Origin of the sequence: Rhodococcus sp. WS1 (assembly GCF_003797745.1) — a bacterium.
Lineage (GTDB): Bacteria > Actinomycetota > Actinomycetes > Mycobacteriales > Mycobacteriaceae > Rhodococcus_F > Rhodococcus_F erythropolis.
In genome coordinates, this window is record NZ_RKLZ01000002.1 from 808,781 (window position 1) to 823,280 (window position 14,500).

15 protein-coding genes are annotated in these 14,500 nt (G+C 61.3%); 3 read left to right on the top strand and 12 right to left on the bottom strand.

Annotated features, from left to right (window positions below):
* The first annotated feature begins 17 nt into the window (after positions 1-17).
* Positions 18-305, top strand: a complete 288-nt coding sequence (locus EEB12_RS16225) for a hypothetical protein (protein WP_181447554.1) — start codon at positions 18-20, stop codon at positions 303-305.
* On the opposite strand, the gene EEB12_RS16230 is transcribed toward EEB12_RS16225, so the two are convergent.
* The 10 genes from EEB12_RS16230 to EEB12_RS16275 all read right to left on the bottom strand — a co-directional run bounded on the left by EEB12_RS16230 (position 293) and on the right by EEB12_RS16275 (position 8,500).
* Positions 293-565, bottom strand: a complete 273-nt coding sequence (locus EEB12_RS16230; protein WP_052741001.1) for a hypothetical protein — start codon at positions 563-565, stop codon at positions 293-295. The two genes, EEB12_RS16225 and EEB12_RS16230, sit on opposite strands and share 13 nt — an antisense overlap.
* Positions 566-686: 121 nt before the next feature.
* Positions 687-1,199, bottom strand: coding sequence for a helix-turn-helix domain-containing protein (locus EEB12_RS16235; RefSeq protein ID WP_052741000.1), 513 nt, complete (start codon positions 1,197-1,199; stop codon positions 687-689).
* A gap of 55 nt (positions 1,200-1,254) precedes the next feature.
* On the bottom strand, positions 1,255-1,683 hold the full coding sequence (locus tag EEB12_RS16240) for a hypothetical protein (RefSeq protein ID WP_139148462.1): 429 nt from the start codon (positions 1,681-1,683) through the stop codon (positions 1,255-1,257).
* Positions 1,684-1,737: 54 nt separating this feature from the next.
* Positions 1,738-1,917 (bottom strand): hypothetical protein, encoded by a 180-nt coding sequence (locus EEB12_RS16245; RefSeq protein WP_029256695.1) that lies wholly within the window; start codon positions 1,915-1,917, stop codon positions 1,738-1,740.
* Between the two features lie 192 nt (positions 1,918-2,109).
* Positions 2,110-2,502: a limonene-1,2-epoxide hydrolase family protein gene (locus EEB12_RS16250; RefSeq protein WP_223257862.1), complete on the bottom strand. Its 393-nt coding sequence runs from the start codon at positions 2,500-2,502 to the stop codon at positions 2,110-2,112.
* Between the two features lie 44 nt (positions 2,503-2,546).
* On the bottom strand, positions 2,547-3,683 hold the full coding sequence (locus EEB12_RS16255; protein WP_141488114.1) for a PDR/VanB family oxidoreductase: 1,137 nt from the start codon (positions 3,681-3,683) through the stop codon (positions 2,547-2,549).
* Positions 3,680-4,585, bottom strand: a complete 906-nt coding sequence (locus EEB12_RS16260; RefSeq protein WP_141488115.1) for a metal-dependent hydrolase — start codon at positions 4,583-4,585, stop codon at positions 3,680-3,682. Before EEB12_RS16260 ends, EEB12_RS16255 begins: the two co-directional genes overlap by 4 nt.
* A 78-nt stretch (positions 4,586-4,663) precedes the next feature.
* Positions 4,664-5,317, bottom strand: coding sequence for a TetR/AcrR family transcriptional regulator (locus EEB12_RS16265; RefSeq protein ID WP_019746026.1), 654 nt, complete (start codon positions 5,315-5,317; stop codon positions 4,664-4,666).
* A gap of 40 nt (positions 5,318-5,357) precedes the next feature.
* On the bottom strand, positions 5,358-6,548 hold the full coding sequence (locus EEB12_RS16270) for a CaiB/BaiF CoA transferase family protein (protein ID WP_042922113.1): 1,191 nt from the start codon (positions 6,546-6,548) through the stop codon (positions 5,358-5,360).
* A gap of 2 nt (positions 6,549-6,550) precedes the next feature.
* Complete coding sequence (locus EEB12_RS16275; RefSeq protein WP_181447553.1) at positions 6,551-8,500, bottom strand: flavin-containing monooxygenase; 1,950 nt, start codon at positions 8,498-8,500, stop codon at positions 6,551-6,553.
* A 192-nt stretch (positions 8,501-8,692) separates the two neighbouring features.
* Here EEB12_RS16275 and EEB12_RS16280 point away from each other — a divergent pair, with 192 nt between their 5' ends.
* On the top strand, positions 8,693-10,300 hold the full coding sequence (locus EEB12_RS16280; RefSeq protein WP_141488686.1) for a class I adenylate-forming enzyme family protein: 1,608 nt from the start codon (positions 8,693-8,695) through the stop codon (positions 10,298-10,300).
* On the top strand, positions 10,287-10,973 hold the full coding sequence (locus tag EEB12_RS16285; RefSeq protein WP_037133561.1) for a TetR/AcrR family transcriptional regulator: 687 nt from the start codon (positions 10,287-10,289) through the stop codon (positions 10,971-10,973). Before EEB12_RS16280 ends, EEB12_RS16285 begins: the two co-directional genes overlap by 14 nt.
* 73 nt (positions 10,974-11,046) lie before the next feature.
* Here EEB12_RS16285 and EEB12_RS16290 read toward each other — a convergent pair whose 3' ends face one another.
* Together EEB12_RS16290 and EEB12_RS16295 are read right to left on the bottom strand one after the other, a co-directional pair.
* Entirely contained in the window at positions 11,047-12,216 is a 1,170-nt protein-coding gene (locus EEB12_RS16290) for an iron-containing alcohol dehydrogenase (protein ID WP_141488116.1), read from the bottom strand.
* Between the two features lie 1,002 nt (positions 12,217-13,218).
* A complete protein-coding gene (locus EEB12_RS16295; protein ID WP_258537288.1) occupies positions 13,219-13,992 on the bottom strand; it encodes a hypothetical protein in 774 nt (257 codons plus the stop codon).
* Positions 13,993-14,500 lie beyond the last annotated feature (508 nt).

The window sequence follows — 14,500 nt, forward strand, 5'->3', positions numbered from 1 at the left end:
CAGAGAGTGGGATACCAGTGAACGTGGAAAGTTCCGGGCACGTTGATGCCGGCCAAGAGGGTGCGACTGGATCCGAAACAAGTCCCGACACCGCTGACGGGGCGAAAGAACTCGCGGACGAGATGGACAAAAGATACGAGCCTGGATCAAGAGAGACGGTCACGGTGCCCGGGACCGGCGGCGCAGTCGCCGGGACAGCTTTCGCCGACCACGTCACGGAGATGTCGGACGAGAAGGTCGAAAACCTCGACGAACAGTTCTCGGAATTCCAGGCTCGTGTTGACGACAAGCATCATGAGGACTGACCCGGGGTCCATGCTCCGGTGTGCCAGATGGAATCGTGCGGAAACCCGACAGTCCAGGCGTCGCCGAATGCGGCGTTGATCAGATTGCCCGCCTTGATCTGGCTCGCGACGACCGTCTCGTGGTGATCGAGAATGACTCCGACGTAACCGTCTCCCGATACCGGAGTCGACGCCGAGGCAGATCCTGCGCCGGCAACCGCCACAGCTCCAGCAGCCGCTGGGATGGCCAGAGCGGCAACGATCTTGAGTGCACGTGTCATCGAAAGGGCCTTTCTTCGTTCGGATCTAGTCAGGGGCCGAATCCGGTGTCTCGAAACCAAAATAGGTGGAGGGGGCGTGCCAGTGAGCGCCATTTGGCAAATAGTCGGCAACCCTATGGGTTTACTTGGGGGTCAGATCACATCGGTGGGATTGATTCGCCGCGGTCGTGGTGCCGGTTTTCGGTCGATCGGGTGTAGGACGTTGAGTCCGTGTGGGCGTCTTCCGACGGCTTTCGGAGATACGTAGTGCGGCAGCCAGATTCGACAACAGTTCAAGTGAGGTCGCCGAGAGTCCGTTCGCGGCCCGGAGCAACTGTCTCAGTTCCGGGTCGGCGAGATGAGCGACTATCTCCGCGTCCTCGTCGTGAATGCGCGCGCGATCGCCGGACCAGGGGATGGTGAAGAAATAGCCGGGAGGGACATCGAAGTAGTCGGCCAACGCTGACACCACCTCATCCGATGGGCTCGAGCGGACGCCGTGTCGAAGCTGTGAGAGATACGGTGTCGAGATTCGGTAGCCCCGTGCGAGAAGGCCGTTAGCCACAGCGGTGTTCGTCAGGCGCCGATCGGAGCCGGAGAAAAGCTCGTTCAACCGGAGTTGAAAGACGTTCTCGTCCGTCGCACGGCCTACCATCACCGCTACCTCAATTCTCTCGTTCCTATCCTGTGCTTGCCGAAGCGGTGCAGGCTTAGCAGATGAGCCAGTGGCCACTGGTGGAGGTCAACGACACGACCTTGCCGATCGAGGTCTCCGGAGCGTCATCGAGATGTCCGCGTACGGTCGCTGTGGCTGTCGATCCTTGGAGGGTGACGTACTCGACTGCATCGAGTGTGATTGCCGGCAACACCTTTCCAGTGGTCGTGGTTGATACCTGCTTCTCGGCGCAGACGGTGGCAGCAGCGCTCTCGGTCGAGCCGGTACGGAGTGCATCGAGGTGAGATCGGATCACCGTGGTGATCTGCTCGGAGTCGGTGGGCATCTTCGACGACTGCCTGCCTTCGGTAGTGGGGCCTGCTGAACTGATCGTGCATCCCGAGAGCAGCAGTGCTGCAACGACTCCGCCGAAGAGGATCGATTTCACCGATCGCCGGCGGTAGTGGTTTATGGGTGGATTCACCGAAACTCCTTCGTTCGTGAACATGTTGCGCCCGGAAAGTCATCCAGCCGTCGGTCAGAAGACAAACGCGGCGGACAGCAGAGCAAGGCTGAGGACCGCGGTGGCATTGGCGGCGCGAACAAAGACGTACCGCTCCGCGTCCTCGGCGCCGAGACACAGCGCGGTCAGTTGCAAGGCCAGCGACAACATCCCGGTACCGAGCGCGCCGAGGGCGAACAATTGTCGTGCATCCATCAGCGGTATCCAATCCCGTTGCGGTCCAACGGCACAACGAGCCGGTCACATACGCGACCGTGAACTCGGTGAGAGTTGCCCGCACCAGCAGCCGAACTCCTGAGCCGAGGATGTAGTCGAGAGGCCGCAGGGGGGAGATTTCAGCATCTGGTGAGGACTCCCCGGCAAAATGCGACACAAAACGTCGCTACTTCAGGTGGTTGGGCCGAATCGCAATCCGCGGAGCAGTCGGCGGTAGGAGAAGCGGTCGTCCCAAATGCGAAGCAGGCCGTTTGCGAATGTGTAGTGGCCGTCTACGTCGAGGTGCATGGCAAACCATCCGATGCGGATGATCTCTCTTCGCCGGGAGGACACGGTGTTGTGGTCGGTGGTCATCGTGAGCACTTCCACGACCTCGTACCTGGTGATCAGGCGAGAGACGATCGTGAGCGCCCGTTCGACGCGTTTGCTTCCACGCACGCTGGGCAGGCCGGTGTTGCGCCATTCGATGTCGGGATCGACGAGTGCGCGCACGGCATCGGCGTCCATTTCCTCCAGTGCGATCAGCAGGTCCACCACCCGCGATGTCAGTTGATCGTCGTTCAACAGGTACTCCGGTCGTCTGGAATTGTGTTTTCTCATCGGTGGATTCATGTGGTGACCGTCAGGCAGGGACTGTTGCTCCGCGAAACGCACAGGAGCATCTTGCCGGCGGCGCGCTCGGCTGGGCTCAACGAATTGTCACGATGATCGACGTCGCCGTCGCTGACGTGGACCATGCAGGTGCCGCAGAAGCCCTGACGACATGAATAGGGGGCTTTCGGGTTCACACGCAGGACCGCGTCCAGTGCGGTCTGGTCGGCGGCGACATCGATGACCTGACCGGTGCGAGCCAGTTGGATGCGGAAGGGTCGTCCATCGACGACCGGTGCGGCGGAGAAGCGTTCGGCGTGCACTTCCACACCGGGCTCGTTGCGCACACAAGCTGTGATCAGGTCCATCATCGGGACCGGACCGCAACAGTAGATCGCGTCGCCGCTGCGGACATTCGGCGGGAGAAGATCGTTCGCTGCGGGTAGGCCGTATTCGTCGTCGGTGCGGATGGTGACCCGATCACCAAACGACGACAATTCCTCGAGGAACGGTAGTGTGCGGCGCTCGCGACCGACGTACATCAGCGACCAATCCAGGCCCATGCGCTCCGCCTCGCGGACCATCGGCAGTATCGGTGTGATGCCGATGCCACCCGCCACGAAGTGAACGCGCTTCCCGCGCTCGATTCGCCCGGGTTCGACGAACCCGAACGCGTTGCGTGGACCGCGAACGCCGACGACGGTACCGACTGGCAACTCGTCGTGCACCTCGTTCGATCCGCCGCCACCATCAGGAATCCGGCGTACCGCGATCCGGTAGCAGCGTCGATCGGCGGGATCGCCGCACAGCGAGTACTGACGTATCCGTCCCGAGGGCAGGTACAGGTCGAGGTGTGCCCCGGGATACCACCGTTCGAGGTCGCTGCCGTCAGGTGCTCGCAGTTCGAGACTGACCACGTCGTTGTCGGTGGCCACCGTCGTGCGCTCCGACACCGTGAGCGTTGTCTTGTACTCGTCGATCCGGTTTTCCGGTGGCTCGTCGCGATGAATCAAGACCGCCAACTTGACCTGCGTGGAGACCAGGACGTCCAGAATGCGCAGAATCGAGTCGCGGCGCTTGCCGCGACGTAGGTCGACCGGGATCTCGCGGGGGGCCGGCCACCGCTGTGTGAGTTCGGGCGCGTTGGGTGTCATGTGTTGACCCGCTTGGCCGCTGGCGATTGCGCGACGTAGGCGAGGGCCTGGGCGGTGGACCCCACACTGTCGGGGTGAAATCCCGGCACGAACGTCGACACACCGCTCCAGAACCATTTCGATACACCAGGCACCAGTCCGCGGCGTCCGGCGCGGACGAATTCCAGTAGCAATCGTGGATAACCGATGTTCGGCGTGTTGGGGTCGTTGCGACTCAGATACATCGCAGCACGGAGCAACCACCCCAAAAAGATTGGCCACGTGATGATCATGGAGATACAGCGGCGAAAGTAGCCGACTCCGAAGTACGTGGCGACCTCGTGTGCCACGGCACGATGCTCGACCTCTTCGGCCCCATGCCACCGATAGAGGTCAAGCATCTGCGGATCCGCGCCGAATTTCTCCAAGTCCGCGTTCAACGCCCAGTCGCCCACGAACGCGAACATATGCTCCGAAGACGCGCAAATCCCGAGACGCTCGATCAGACGCTGCCGGATGGCCTGCGGATCGGAGTCGTCACCGATGCCCAAAGTTCTACGGAAGAAATACTGCATCTGGCGGTTGAACGGGGCCGGGTCGATCCCGTGCCGTGTGAACACCTGATTCATGACCTCGTCATGCGCCTCTGCGTGCAGCAATTCTTGGCCCATGAAACCGAGCATGTCCTCGCGAAGCTTCTCGTCGTGCACGTCCGGGAGAGCCTGCTCGAAGGCCTGGATCATCATCCGTTCGCCCTCCGGGATGACGAGGTTCATCGAGCCGAGGAGGTATGAGGCGATCGGCTCGTTCGGCAACCACACCAAAGGCGCTTTCTCCCAGTCGAAATCGACTCGCCGCGGACGGAGCGCTACCCGGCCGGGCGGTCCGATCGGACGCTGTGTCAGTCCACTCGTAATTCGCATGACCACTCCTCACTCATAAGTACGCAGCAGTACTTATGAATGAGCATGGCGATCTACCCTTGGCTTGTCAACACCGGACTACGAAGGGTCGGACGAGAGATCCAGTACCCGTTCAAGGAAGGACATGATCGGCGCATGAAGATTCATGTACGAATTCGACCCGTCAACCACCTGGCGGTAGAACAACTCGTTGCAACCGCCGATCGCCGCGAGAAACACTTCACGCCCCGGGGCTTCTGAAGACTTGGACGAGTAGCCGACGAGCAATGCATCGGCGAGCAGTTCCACGTACTCGTTGCGCTTCGCCACCCCTGCCGGGCCGGCCACAGGTAGGTCCACCACCCAAGCTCGCACGAACTCCGGTTCGGACGAACACGTCTCGAGATACTTCTCGATTACAGCCGAAAGCTGTTCGTGTAGAGACAAATTGGTGGTCGAGCTTTGTGTCGAGGTGATGTTGGAGACGATCACCTCGATGCCTGCGTCGATCGCTGCGACCAAGCACGCTTCTTTGCTCTCGAACTGCTTGTAGAAAGCTTGGCGAGATACCCTGGCACGCCCGACGACGTCGGCGATCGTGGTCGAGGCGATCCCCTTCTCCGCAGTCGACGAGATCACCGCACGCAGAATGCGATCGCGTTGCGCGTCTTGGACCTCGTCCACAGCCAGTCGGCCGCGGCCACGCGGCAACCCGGGGAGGTCACGATCGAACGATCCAGCCAGCCTGCGCATACCGAAATCGTAGCCCGCCTGGCGCCATCGGTTCTCTCGCTCACCACGTCTGTGGACCAACAGCCATGCGAGTGGACCGATGTCGAGTGGAATTGCCCCCGTGGTGCTCTGAGGCGATCTCCCATCGCGACACGGTTGCGTCCAGTTCGTCGTTTCTCCGTGGTGGGGCTGCTCCCTGTGACGAGTCCAGCCGTGGTGCGGCGGAGGGCATCGAAAAGCCTCCTGCATCGACGAAGGCCGTCCGCTGTATTGCATGGTCGTGGAGTGTTGCCTCGTGGAGTGTGAGCACGGGTGTGACACAAGCGTTCAGGCCGTCGAAGACCTCGACCCAGGCGTCGCGATCGTGTGTGGCGAAGGTTCTGCCGAAGCGTTCGGACAAGTCGTCCCAGTTCGATTGGTCCCAGCGATTCGGCAACGAGGCGGGATCCAATCCGAGTCCGAACACGAAGCGGTCGTAGTACACGTCTTCGAGGGCCCCTACCGCCATGTACCTGTGGTCTGCGCACTCGTACGCGCGGTAGAACGGGGCAGATCCGTCGAGGAGGTTGGTTCCACGACGGGCTGACCAGCGGCCGGCATGCTGCCACGATCGGACGAGCGCAGTCAACGAACTGGCGCCGTCGACCATCGCTGTATCCACCACCTGGCCTCGGCCAGTGCGTTCTCTTTCGTGCAGCGCGGCAAGTACTCCTACGAGCAGGAACATCGATCCGCCGCCGAAGTTCCCGACGTAGTTCAGCGGCGGTGACGGCGGCCCGGAAGCCGGTCCGAGCTGTTCGAGCGCGCCCGAAAGCGCAAGGTAGTTCAGGTCGTGCCCGGCTTCTCGGGCCATCGGTCCCTTCTGGCCCCAGCCACTCATTCGGCCGTAGATCAGCCCCGGATTGTCCTGCAGGCAGATCTCGGAGCCCAGGCCGAGCTTCTCCATCGTGCCGGGCCGAGAGCCCTCCATCAGGACGTCCGCTCGGCCGATCAGCCTGCGCACCTTGGCGAGATCTTCGGTCTTGGTCAGATCTGCAGTGAGTTCGGTCCGCCCTCGGAGCATCCCCGCATTCGCATCGTCGATTCCGTCATCTGCTCCCATCGAGATGGGGCGCACGATGCGCACGACATCGGCGCCAAGATCTGCCAACATCAGACCGGCGTGCAGTAGCGGCCCTATGGCCTCCATTTCAATGACCCGGATACCCGACAGCGGCCCGCCGTGCACTCCGCCCGTGGCTTCGTCCTGCATGATCACCCTCGCGCGGTCGGAGTCGGGACCGACTCGGAGCGTGCCGGCTCGGTACGAAAATCTGCCGGGTCGACTCGGTAGGTCATGGCCCAGTAGTCGTTGATCCGCCACGGAAGGACCGACACGACGCGACCGTCCGGGTTTCGGTACCAGTTCTCCATTGCCGGATGGGTCCAGACCATCTGTGCGTGCTGTCGGTCGACGGCCTCGTTGTATCGATCGTTGACCTCGGCCCGGCACTCCATCGCGCCGAGGTTTTCCGATTGCATCAACTTCAAGGCATCCATGATGTAGCGGACCTGACATTCCAGGATCGTGATGAAGCTCCCCCCATGTCCCAGGCCGGTGTTCGGTCCGGTCATGACGAAGAAATTGGGGAAGTCAGGAACTGTGATCCCCAGGTAGGCGCGCGCGTCGTGCTCGCCCCAGATTTCTCCGGTGGACCGGCCGGATCGACCGACGATGTCCATCGGGTAAAGAACGCGCACACTGTGGAAACCCGTCGCCATGACAATGACGTCCAGCTGGTGCTCGACGCCGTTCGTGTCGACGAGTCCAGAAGGTGTCAGGGCGTCGACTCCGTGGGGCACCAGTGTGACGTCGGGCTTACGAAGCATCGTGAACCAGCCATTGTCCAGCAGCATCCGCTTACCAAAGGGCGGATAGTCCGGAAGAGATGCCTCGATCAGATCTGTTCGATCACCCAGCTGATCGCGGAGATAGCGTTCGTAGAACTTGCGATGACCATGGTTGGTTGCATTGATCGAGGCGCTCGGCTCTGGCCAGTTGGGGTCGACCTGGAGGGACGAGTACACCTTGTCGTTGAAGATCCACGACAGACGCGCCCGGTACCACTCGCGATAGCCGGGGATGTTGTCCATCAGCCAATGGACGCCGTCGTCGATGGTCGTGAAGTAGTCGTCGTTCGGTGCGATCCACTGTGGTGAGCGCTGGAAGATCGTCAGCGATCCGACACGATCCGCGATGGCCGGCCCGATCTGCATAGCACTGGCTCCGGTACCGACGATGCCCACTCGCTTTCCGCGGAGCGACTCGGGATCGTCGAGCTCGCTCGGCCACTCGGCGGAGTGGAAGAGGCGACCACGGAAGGTCTCGATTCCCGGTAGATGCGGGATCTTCGGACGATTGAGCAGACCGACCGCGCTGATCAGGATGGGAGCCTCGAGGGTCTCCGGCGCCTCACCTGGTCGCTGGACGGACACACGCCAACTCTGTTTCGACTCCTCGAACTCGGCGCGCGTCACCTCATGACGGAAGCGGACATTGCGCCGGATGTCGTTGGCCTCCGCAAAGTCCTCGAGATATCCCTGAACCTCGTCGCGCTTGCCGAAGTGGGTCGACCAGTTACGAGGGAACGACGAGATCGAGTAAAGGTGGCTCGGTGTATCAACTCCTGCGCCCGGATAGCGGTTCTCCCACCATGATCCGCCGACGTCGTCGTTCTTCTCCAGGATCACGTGAGGGATCCCAGCGCGGCTGAGCTCGACGGAGGCCAGCATCCCCGCGATGCCGGCGCCGATCACGATGGCGTGGAGTCGCTCGTCGCACTTGGCGGTGGCAGGCTTGATCTGCGGACCATTGACTATCTCCGCCATCATCGGCGCGAAGTCCGGCGGTACGGTCTCGCTGCAGGTGAAGTTGAGGATTCGCTCTACTTCCGAGCTGTCCAGCGTCCGCCGGGACGGCTCGTCCAGCGTCCACCAGCGTTCCACTGCGTCGATCAACGCGCTCCGGATTTCGGACTGAACCTCCTCCGGAAGTCCTCCCGTGGAATTGTCATCCATGCCCCGACTGCGCGTGGGTTGATAGCGGGGTGCCACCCACCGCTCATCGGCGGTCAGCTCCAGCAACACGGCGAGCATGGTCGGAACATTGCCCCGTAACACCGCCGAACGTAGGTGGTCACGGTCCAGGTCAGTGACGATAGTCATGCCATGCAGGCTAACAGTCGTTAGCGACACAACCAAGTGCGATCTTAATATTCCGATTATTGCTTGAAAACTTCGCTTGACCCGCGAGGATGCCGATGACAGTATGAGCCACATCATACTAACCGCGGTAAGCATTCAGGAAGTTGAGGAACCATGGATCTGTCGACAAGTGTCGAATCGGATGCCACTGATATGCGACGGAGTTCAGGTCCGCTTGTCCGATCCCTCACAGCGACCCAGTCGTCACCGCTAGGGCGAGCGACGTTAGGCGACCAGCTACGCCGCCACTCGCAGAGTCGATACTCGAAGCCGGCGATCGTGTCGTATGCCCCAGGTGGTCGACGCACCGTGACCACCTACGGTGCGCTCAATCAGGATGCCAACCGGGCATCCCACATGTTCCTCGGACTCGGTGTTTCCCGCGGTGACCGGGTCGCCGTGATGGCCCGCAATCGCGTGGAGTCGATAGTCGCCTACTACGGTGCTCTCAAAATAGGGGCGGTGTACTCCGGCATCAATGTCCTTTTCGGACCGAACGAAGTGGCTCAACAGATCGGGCACCTCGAGCCCGCGGTTGTGGTCGTGGCCGCGGAATTCCTGCCGGTACTGGAAGAAGCGCTGGCTGGACTCGGTACCCGCCCCGAAATCGTTGTTCTCGACAGCACGGACGAGTTCGGCGGCCACTGCTTCGATCAACTCCTCGAGTCCTCGTCGCCGACAGAACCGGATTGTGATGTGGACGAGCACGATCTCGCAATGATCGTGTACACCAGTGGAACCGAGGCGGCTCCGAAGGGCGTCATGCTGCCGCATCGCAACTACCTGGTCTCCACCGCACCCGCGTACACATGGGGACTGCGATGCCTGGACGATGACGTCTGGCTCTACGTCATGCCATTCCACACTATTGCGGGAATCGGCTCCCTGACCTCGCTCCTGCTATTGGGAGCGACGCTCGTGCTCCCGGCCAGCCTCGCGCCTGCCGACGCTTTGCACATGATCAAAACGGAGCAGATCACCGTCCTGGCTCAAACCCCGACCTTCTTCATCTCGCTCGCAGATCATCCTGACTTCGGTCCTGAGACTGTCGGGACCATCCAGCGCTGCCTGACCTACGGAGGTCAGGTCTCGCCGCGAACGGTGGACGCATGGCACCACGCGGCGCCCGCATCGGTGTGGGGCACCTACTGGGGTCAGTCCGAGTTGACGCAGTTGGGCTCCGTCGGCTGGTTCAAGCGACTCGAGGACATTCCCGATCAGGATCCGACCTGGATCGGCAAGCCTGTAGGCCATCTCGAGGTCAAGGTGGTCGATGTCGACGGAAATGAAGCAGAGAGAGGTGAACTCCTCTGTCGCACGCCGTCGGTGATGCTGGGTTACTACAAGGATCCCGAGAAAACCGCAGCTGTCCTCGACGGTGGTTGGGTCCACACCGGCGACATCGTACGTCGCGATTCGGAGGGCAACATGTTCTTCCTCGATCGCAGCAAGGACATGATCAAGACGGGCGGCTACAACGTGTCCTCGCAGGAGGTCGAGCGCGTACTACAAGCCCACCCCGAGGTGTCGCGCGCCGCCGTCGTGGGACTTCCGGACGCCTACTGGTCCGAGGCGGTCACCGGCTTCGTCATCGTCGTAGACGGCAGCGATCTCACCGGCCAGGAGTTGCGAGACCACTGCAAGGCCGCGCTCGCAGGCTATAAGGTTCCAAAGGCGATCACGATTGTGGATGAGCTGCCCACAGACCCTCAGGGGAAGCTGCTCAAGAGAGAACTACGCCGCCTGTATGCAAAGGACTGAAACGCTGAACATCGATCCTGCCAGCAGCGCGACACCCGGATCCGGTCGACCACGGCTTGAAGGTCTTCCAAGCAGACGTGACGACATACTGGCCGCGGCGGCCGAATACTTCGCTGATCAGGGCTACCACTCGGCAGGCATGCGTGGCATCGCAGATTCGGTAGGAATCAAGGGCGCGAGCCTCTACAACCACTTCAGCTCGAAAGAGGAGATCCTCTACGCGATCGCGCTCAAGATGACCAGGGACCCGGTCGAGGAGCATCTACTTGTCCTCGACGAGACTGGAACACCGGCCGAGCGACTCACCTCGCTGATCGATGTTCATCTACGGTATTTAGCGATGAACAGGGTCGAGCATCTGGTCAGCCTTCGAGAGATCTCGGCGCTTACCGACGAACACCGTCTGAGGGTGCTCGAGTACCGCAAGTACTACCAGAGGCGTGTGCGCGATGTGATTGCTGCCGGGGTCCGCGCCGGAGAGTTCGAGATCGCCGACCCACAGCGTGCGGCTGTTGCGGTGCTCGACCTCATGAATGGTGTGAGCTGGTGGCTCCGGGACGACCACGATATCGAGGCGCTGGTGGCAACCTACGTGGACTACATCGTCGTCGGAATTCTCCGTCACCGTCCCGGAACGCAAAGTGGTACCGGCGGTACGTCCAGCCGACGGTGACGCCCGTTCAGCCCGAAAACAGGTGATCCCCCTCCACCCGACGTGGAGGGGGATCACCTGTTTTCGGGCTCGATCAGAGTGCCCGCCGCAACAAAGGAACCAACGCGTCAGGATTCGCGATGGGGTTCGGGTTGGTCCCGCACCAGATGTCCTTGAACGTGTACGTAGCCAGGCTGGGGAGGTCGTTGTCGGTCAGCCCGACCTCTCCCAGCGATCTCGGCATGCCGAGTCGCCGGATCAGCGAGTCCGCCAACTCGTGTGCCGGCGTTTGCGGCGCACCCAAGGACGCACTGATCAGCGCCTGGCGATGCTCGTTGACCTCGCGGTTGTACTCGAGCGCGAAAGGCGCCATGACGCAGGAGGTGTACCCGTGTGGGACGTTGAACGAACCGCCGAGTGCATGCCCGACGGCATGGCTGACGCCCATGTCGAGGCCTGCGACGATCGCGACCATTGACGACCACGCACCGACCTGGCACATCAGACGGGCATCCACGTCGTCGGTGTCTTCCTTCACTCGGACGAGTCCCTCGGAGAGCAGTCGTATGGCATTCATCGCCATCCCGTCGTAGTACCCGTTCGATTCGAGCGAGCCCAAGGTCTCGAAGGCGTGGTCCAGTGCGCGAACCCCGGTCGACAGCCACAGCCACTCCGGCGTGTGCAGCGTGAGTGCAGGATCGAGGATGACAGCCTTCGGGGTCATCGCCGGATGCAAGTAACCCTCTTTGACGTTGCTCTTCTCATCCGTCGACCCGGCCAACGCGTTGAACTCACCTCCCGCCAGGGTCGTGGGCGCCACCACTACCGGGATCTTCGGGGCGGAGAAGGTGGGGGCGGTCACCGATGTGTCGGGATTGACCTGCAGGTGGTAGGCGTCCATTTGCGATGCCTCGCGAACTCCGTGCTCCAGAGTGATTGCAAGGATCTTCGCCAGGTCCGTCGCCGATCCGCCGCCCACGCACAACAGCATGTCCGGATCGGCGTCGGCAGCAACTCGGGTGGCAGCAATGACGTCTTCGCGCGGTACGTGGGGTCGAACCGCATCGAACAGTCCCACGAATCGATCACCCAGTGCCTCGATCACCCGAGCGATCTCGTCTGTCTGCGAGTTGAGCGTCCCGCTACATACGACGAAGACGCGGTTCGCCCCGAGCAATTCTGCTTCCTGGGCTGCGGCCTCCGCGACCGGAGCGCCAATGCGGACTCTCTCCATGGACGGCAGAGAGACAAGTGATGACTGCACGGCAATACCATCTTTCTTTCTTGATCCTCAATCCACCACGACGTCGTCAAGAGCGCTCAGCTCTCCCTCGGTCTGTTCGGGAGTGGGATAGAGCGTGGATCCGGCGCTGGGAAATGTCTCGCACCCCGTCGCAGGCTAACAGTGGTTACCCTATAGGAGATTTGTGGCGCACGCCACAATCGATTGTGTGCTTGGCTGGCGAAACCATGGGGCGAGGTGAGTTCATGGGAGACATTGCAGGCTTGATCTGCATCTATCTATCAATCCCCACGGCTTAGATGAAGAGCGCTGTTGCATCTCCAGCGCCAGACAAGGATCGGTTACGGTGGATTCGATCCGCAAATTATCGAACTGCCTAACGGCCGATTGTCTGTTTCTGGAACCAATTGCGTGATGGCGCGAGGGTTGAGTACTGGGATGATGTAGCCATCACTGACACTCTGGTGACGGACGCCGAATCCAGTGCGGCACCCTTCCCAACACTCAGGTGCATGGTGTCGACGGCGCGACATGCATCGACTTCGCCGTGGAGAAGCGCCTCGAACTTTCCTTGGTCGGAACAGCGGCACTGAGGTGAACAATTATCGCGAGGCGTGCCGCGGGTCGATCCGGCTGCAAAGGGACTTGGCATATCGGGGACGAAGGTTTCTTCTTCCGAGATTCACTCCGCCGAAGCTGACCATTGCAGTCGGTCCGGCAAAGTTAGTCGAGACCCTCGGCTTCTGCTGGGGCTTCGAGACTGGGCATACCCACGGTAAATCCGCTGCTGTCGCACGACGCGAACTGTTTCTTCGACTGGATGGACCGTCAGCTAGAGGACATGATTTTCGGGGTTCGATTACGTGCGTATCGAAAGGAGGTGCTGCGTTGTCTGCGTGAGCAAGGGGGCACCGAAGAGCAGAGCACGATGATGTTGCGTCACTTCGGTTCTAAGAGCGCGGTGCCACATCGGCAACCGCCCTTCTGCTTGCCGCGCCACACTCGCCGGAGGTCCTGGTCGTGTCACTCGCCCTCGATCAATGGATCTTCCAGTTCGAGAAGCGCGACCTCGTCCGGATGCAAGTTTTCGTTCGGATCCACGGATCGGGTCAACCGGTCGTTTGGACCCAATTCGTCTGGCGCCTGGATGATCTGAAGACCTTGTGCCAAGATCTCGACTCGTCCACGGTTCTCGTTGCTCGTGAGATCTGCTGCGAAAGCAGCAGCTACGGCGTCGCGTGCCAGAGCCTCCGCCAGGTCCCAATCATGGATGTAATCCTCGACCGAAAGGTTCGCTTCTCGCCGGCTCAGCGCGGCCGAAGTGCATCCTTGAAAGTAGAGAGCGACCAACTCCTGAGCGCCGTCCCACTCCGCCTCCAGGCCGAGGGCTACCGTGTTCCCCCGCAACGCGGATCGAAGGTCGAGCGCGTCAGCTGCTCTCATCGGGGGTGACGCGCGCACCTTGCTCGCGTACTCCTCGAACCCGATCGCGGCGACAGTCCCGACGACATCGATTACTGCGGGCCAATTCGGCCCCAGATGGCTGGCGAGGTCGACGTCCGTGATGGTTGTCGACTCGATGTGTCGGACAAGCGAATCGAGCGAACGATCTGCGTCGTCGTAGAGTCCATCTCGTTGCGCCTGACGAAGCCACTCCGCTTCTGCGACTATCGCATCTCCGGGAATCGAACCGGCGTTCTCGAAAGCTTCATCAATGGATAGCTCAGTACCGACAGCGACTTGGGGCCCCCAAGCCGCTCCGTTGACTCGCAAGAGCTCCGCAGCAGTCTGTACCACGTTCGTTCAAACGAACCGACGCGTCAGAAGAGCGACGCAACGCAGCTACATCGGGCCTCGACGGGATGGGTTCACACGCTGGATTGTGCCGTCCACGTTCCGCTTCCGTGATGGTCTCTTCGACGTTCGCAGAGGATGGGCGTGCAGCGAAGATCTTCGATACACCGATAGCACCAGCAGTAGCCACAGCGATGATCAATCCCGCTGCAACGAATTTCGCCCTCCGGGTCGCTACCGCATGCATGCTCTTGATTCCCCTTCGGTGTGCCCCGGGACGATGCGAGCGAAATATCGGATTCTATCGCGAACGCTATCGGGCTCGTGGGACTTCAGTGTTCGGTCAAGCGCAAGATTGTTGCGGGGATCGTGGCGCCATAGGGACTAGGTGCCTTGAAAGGGTTGTGAGACGACTTCGACGATCGCACAGTCGGGACGGGCGCGCCGGGCTCTCGTCCTTGCTGTATGCAGTCGAAGCCAAGAAATGTCGGGGGACGTAATGGGGGGGAGC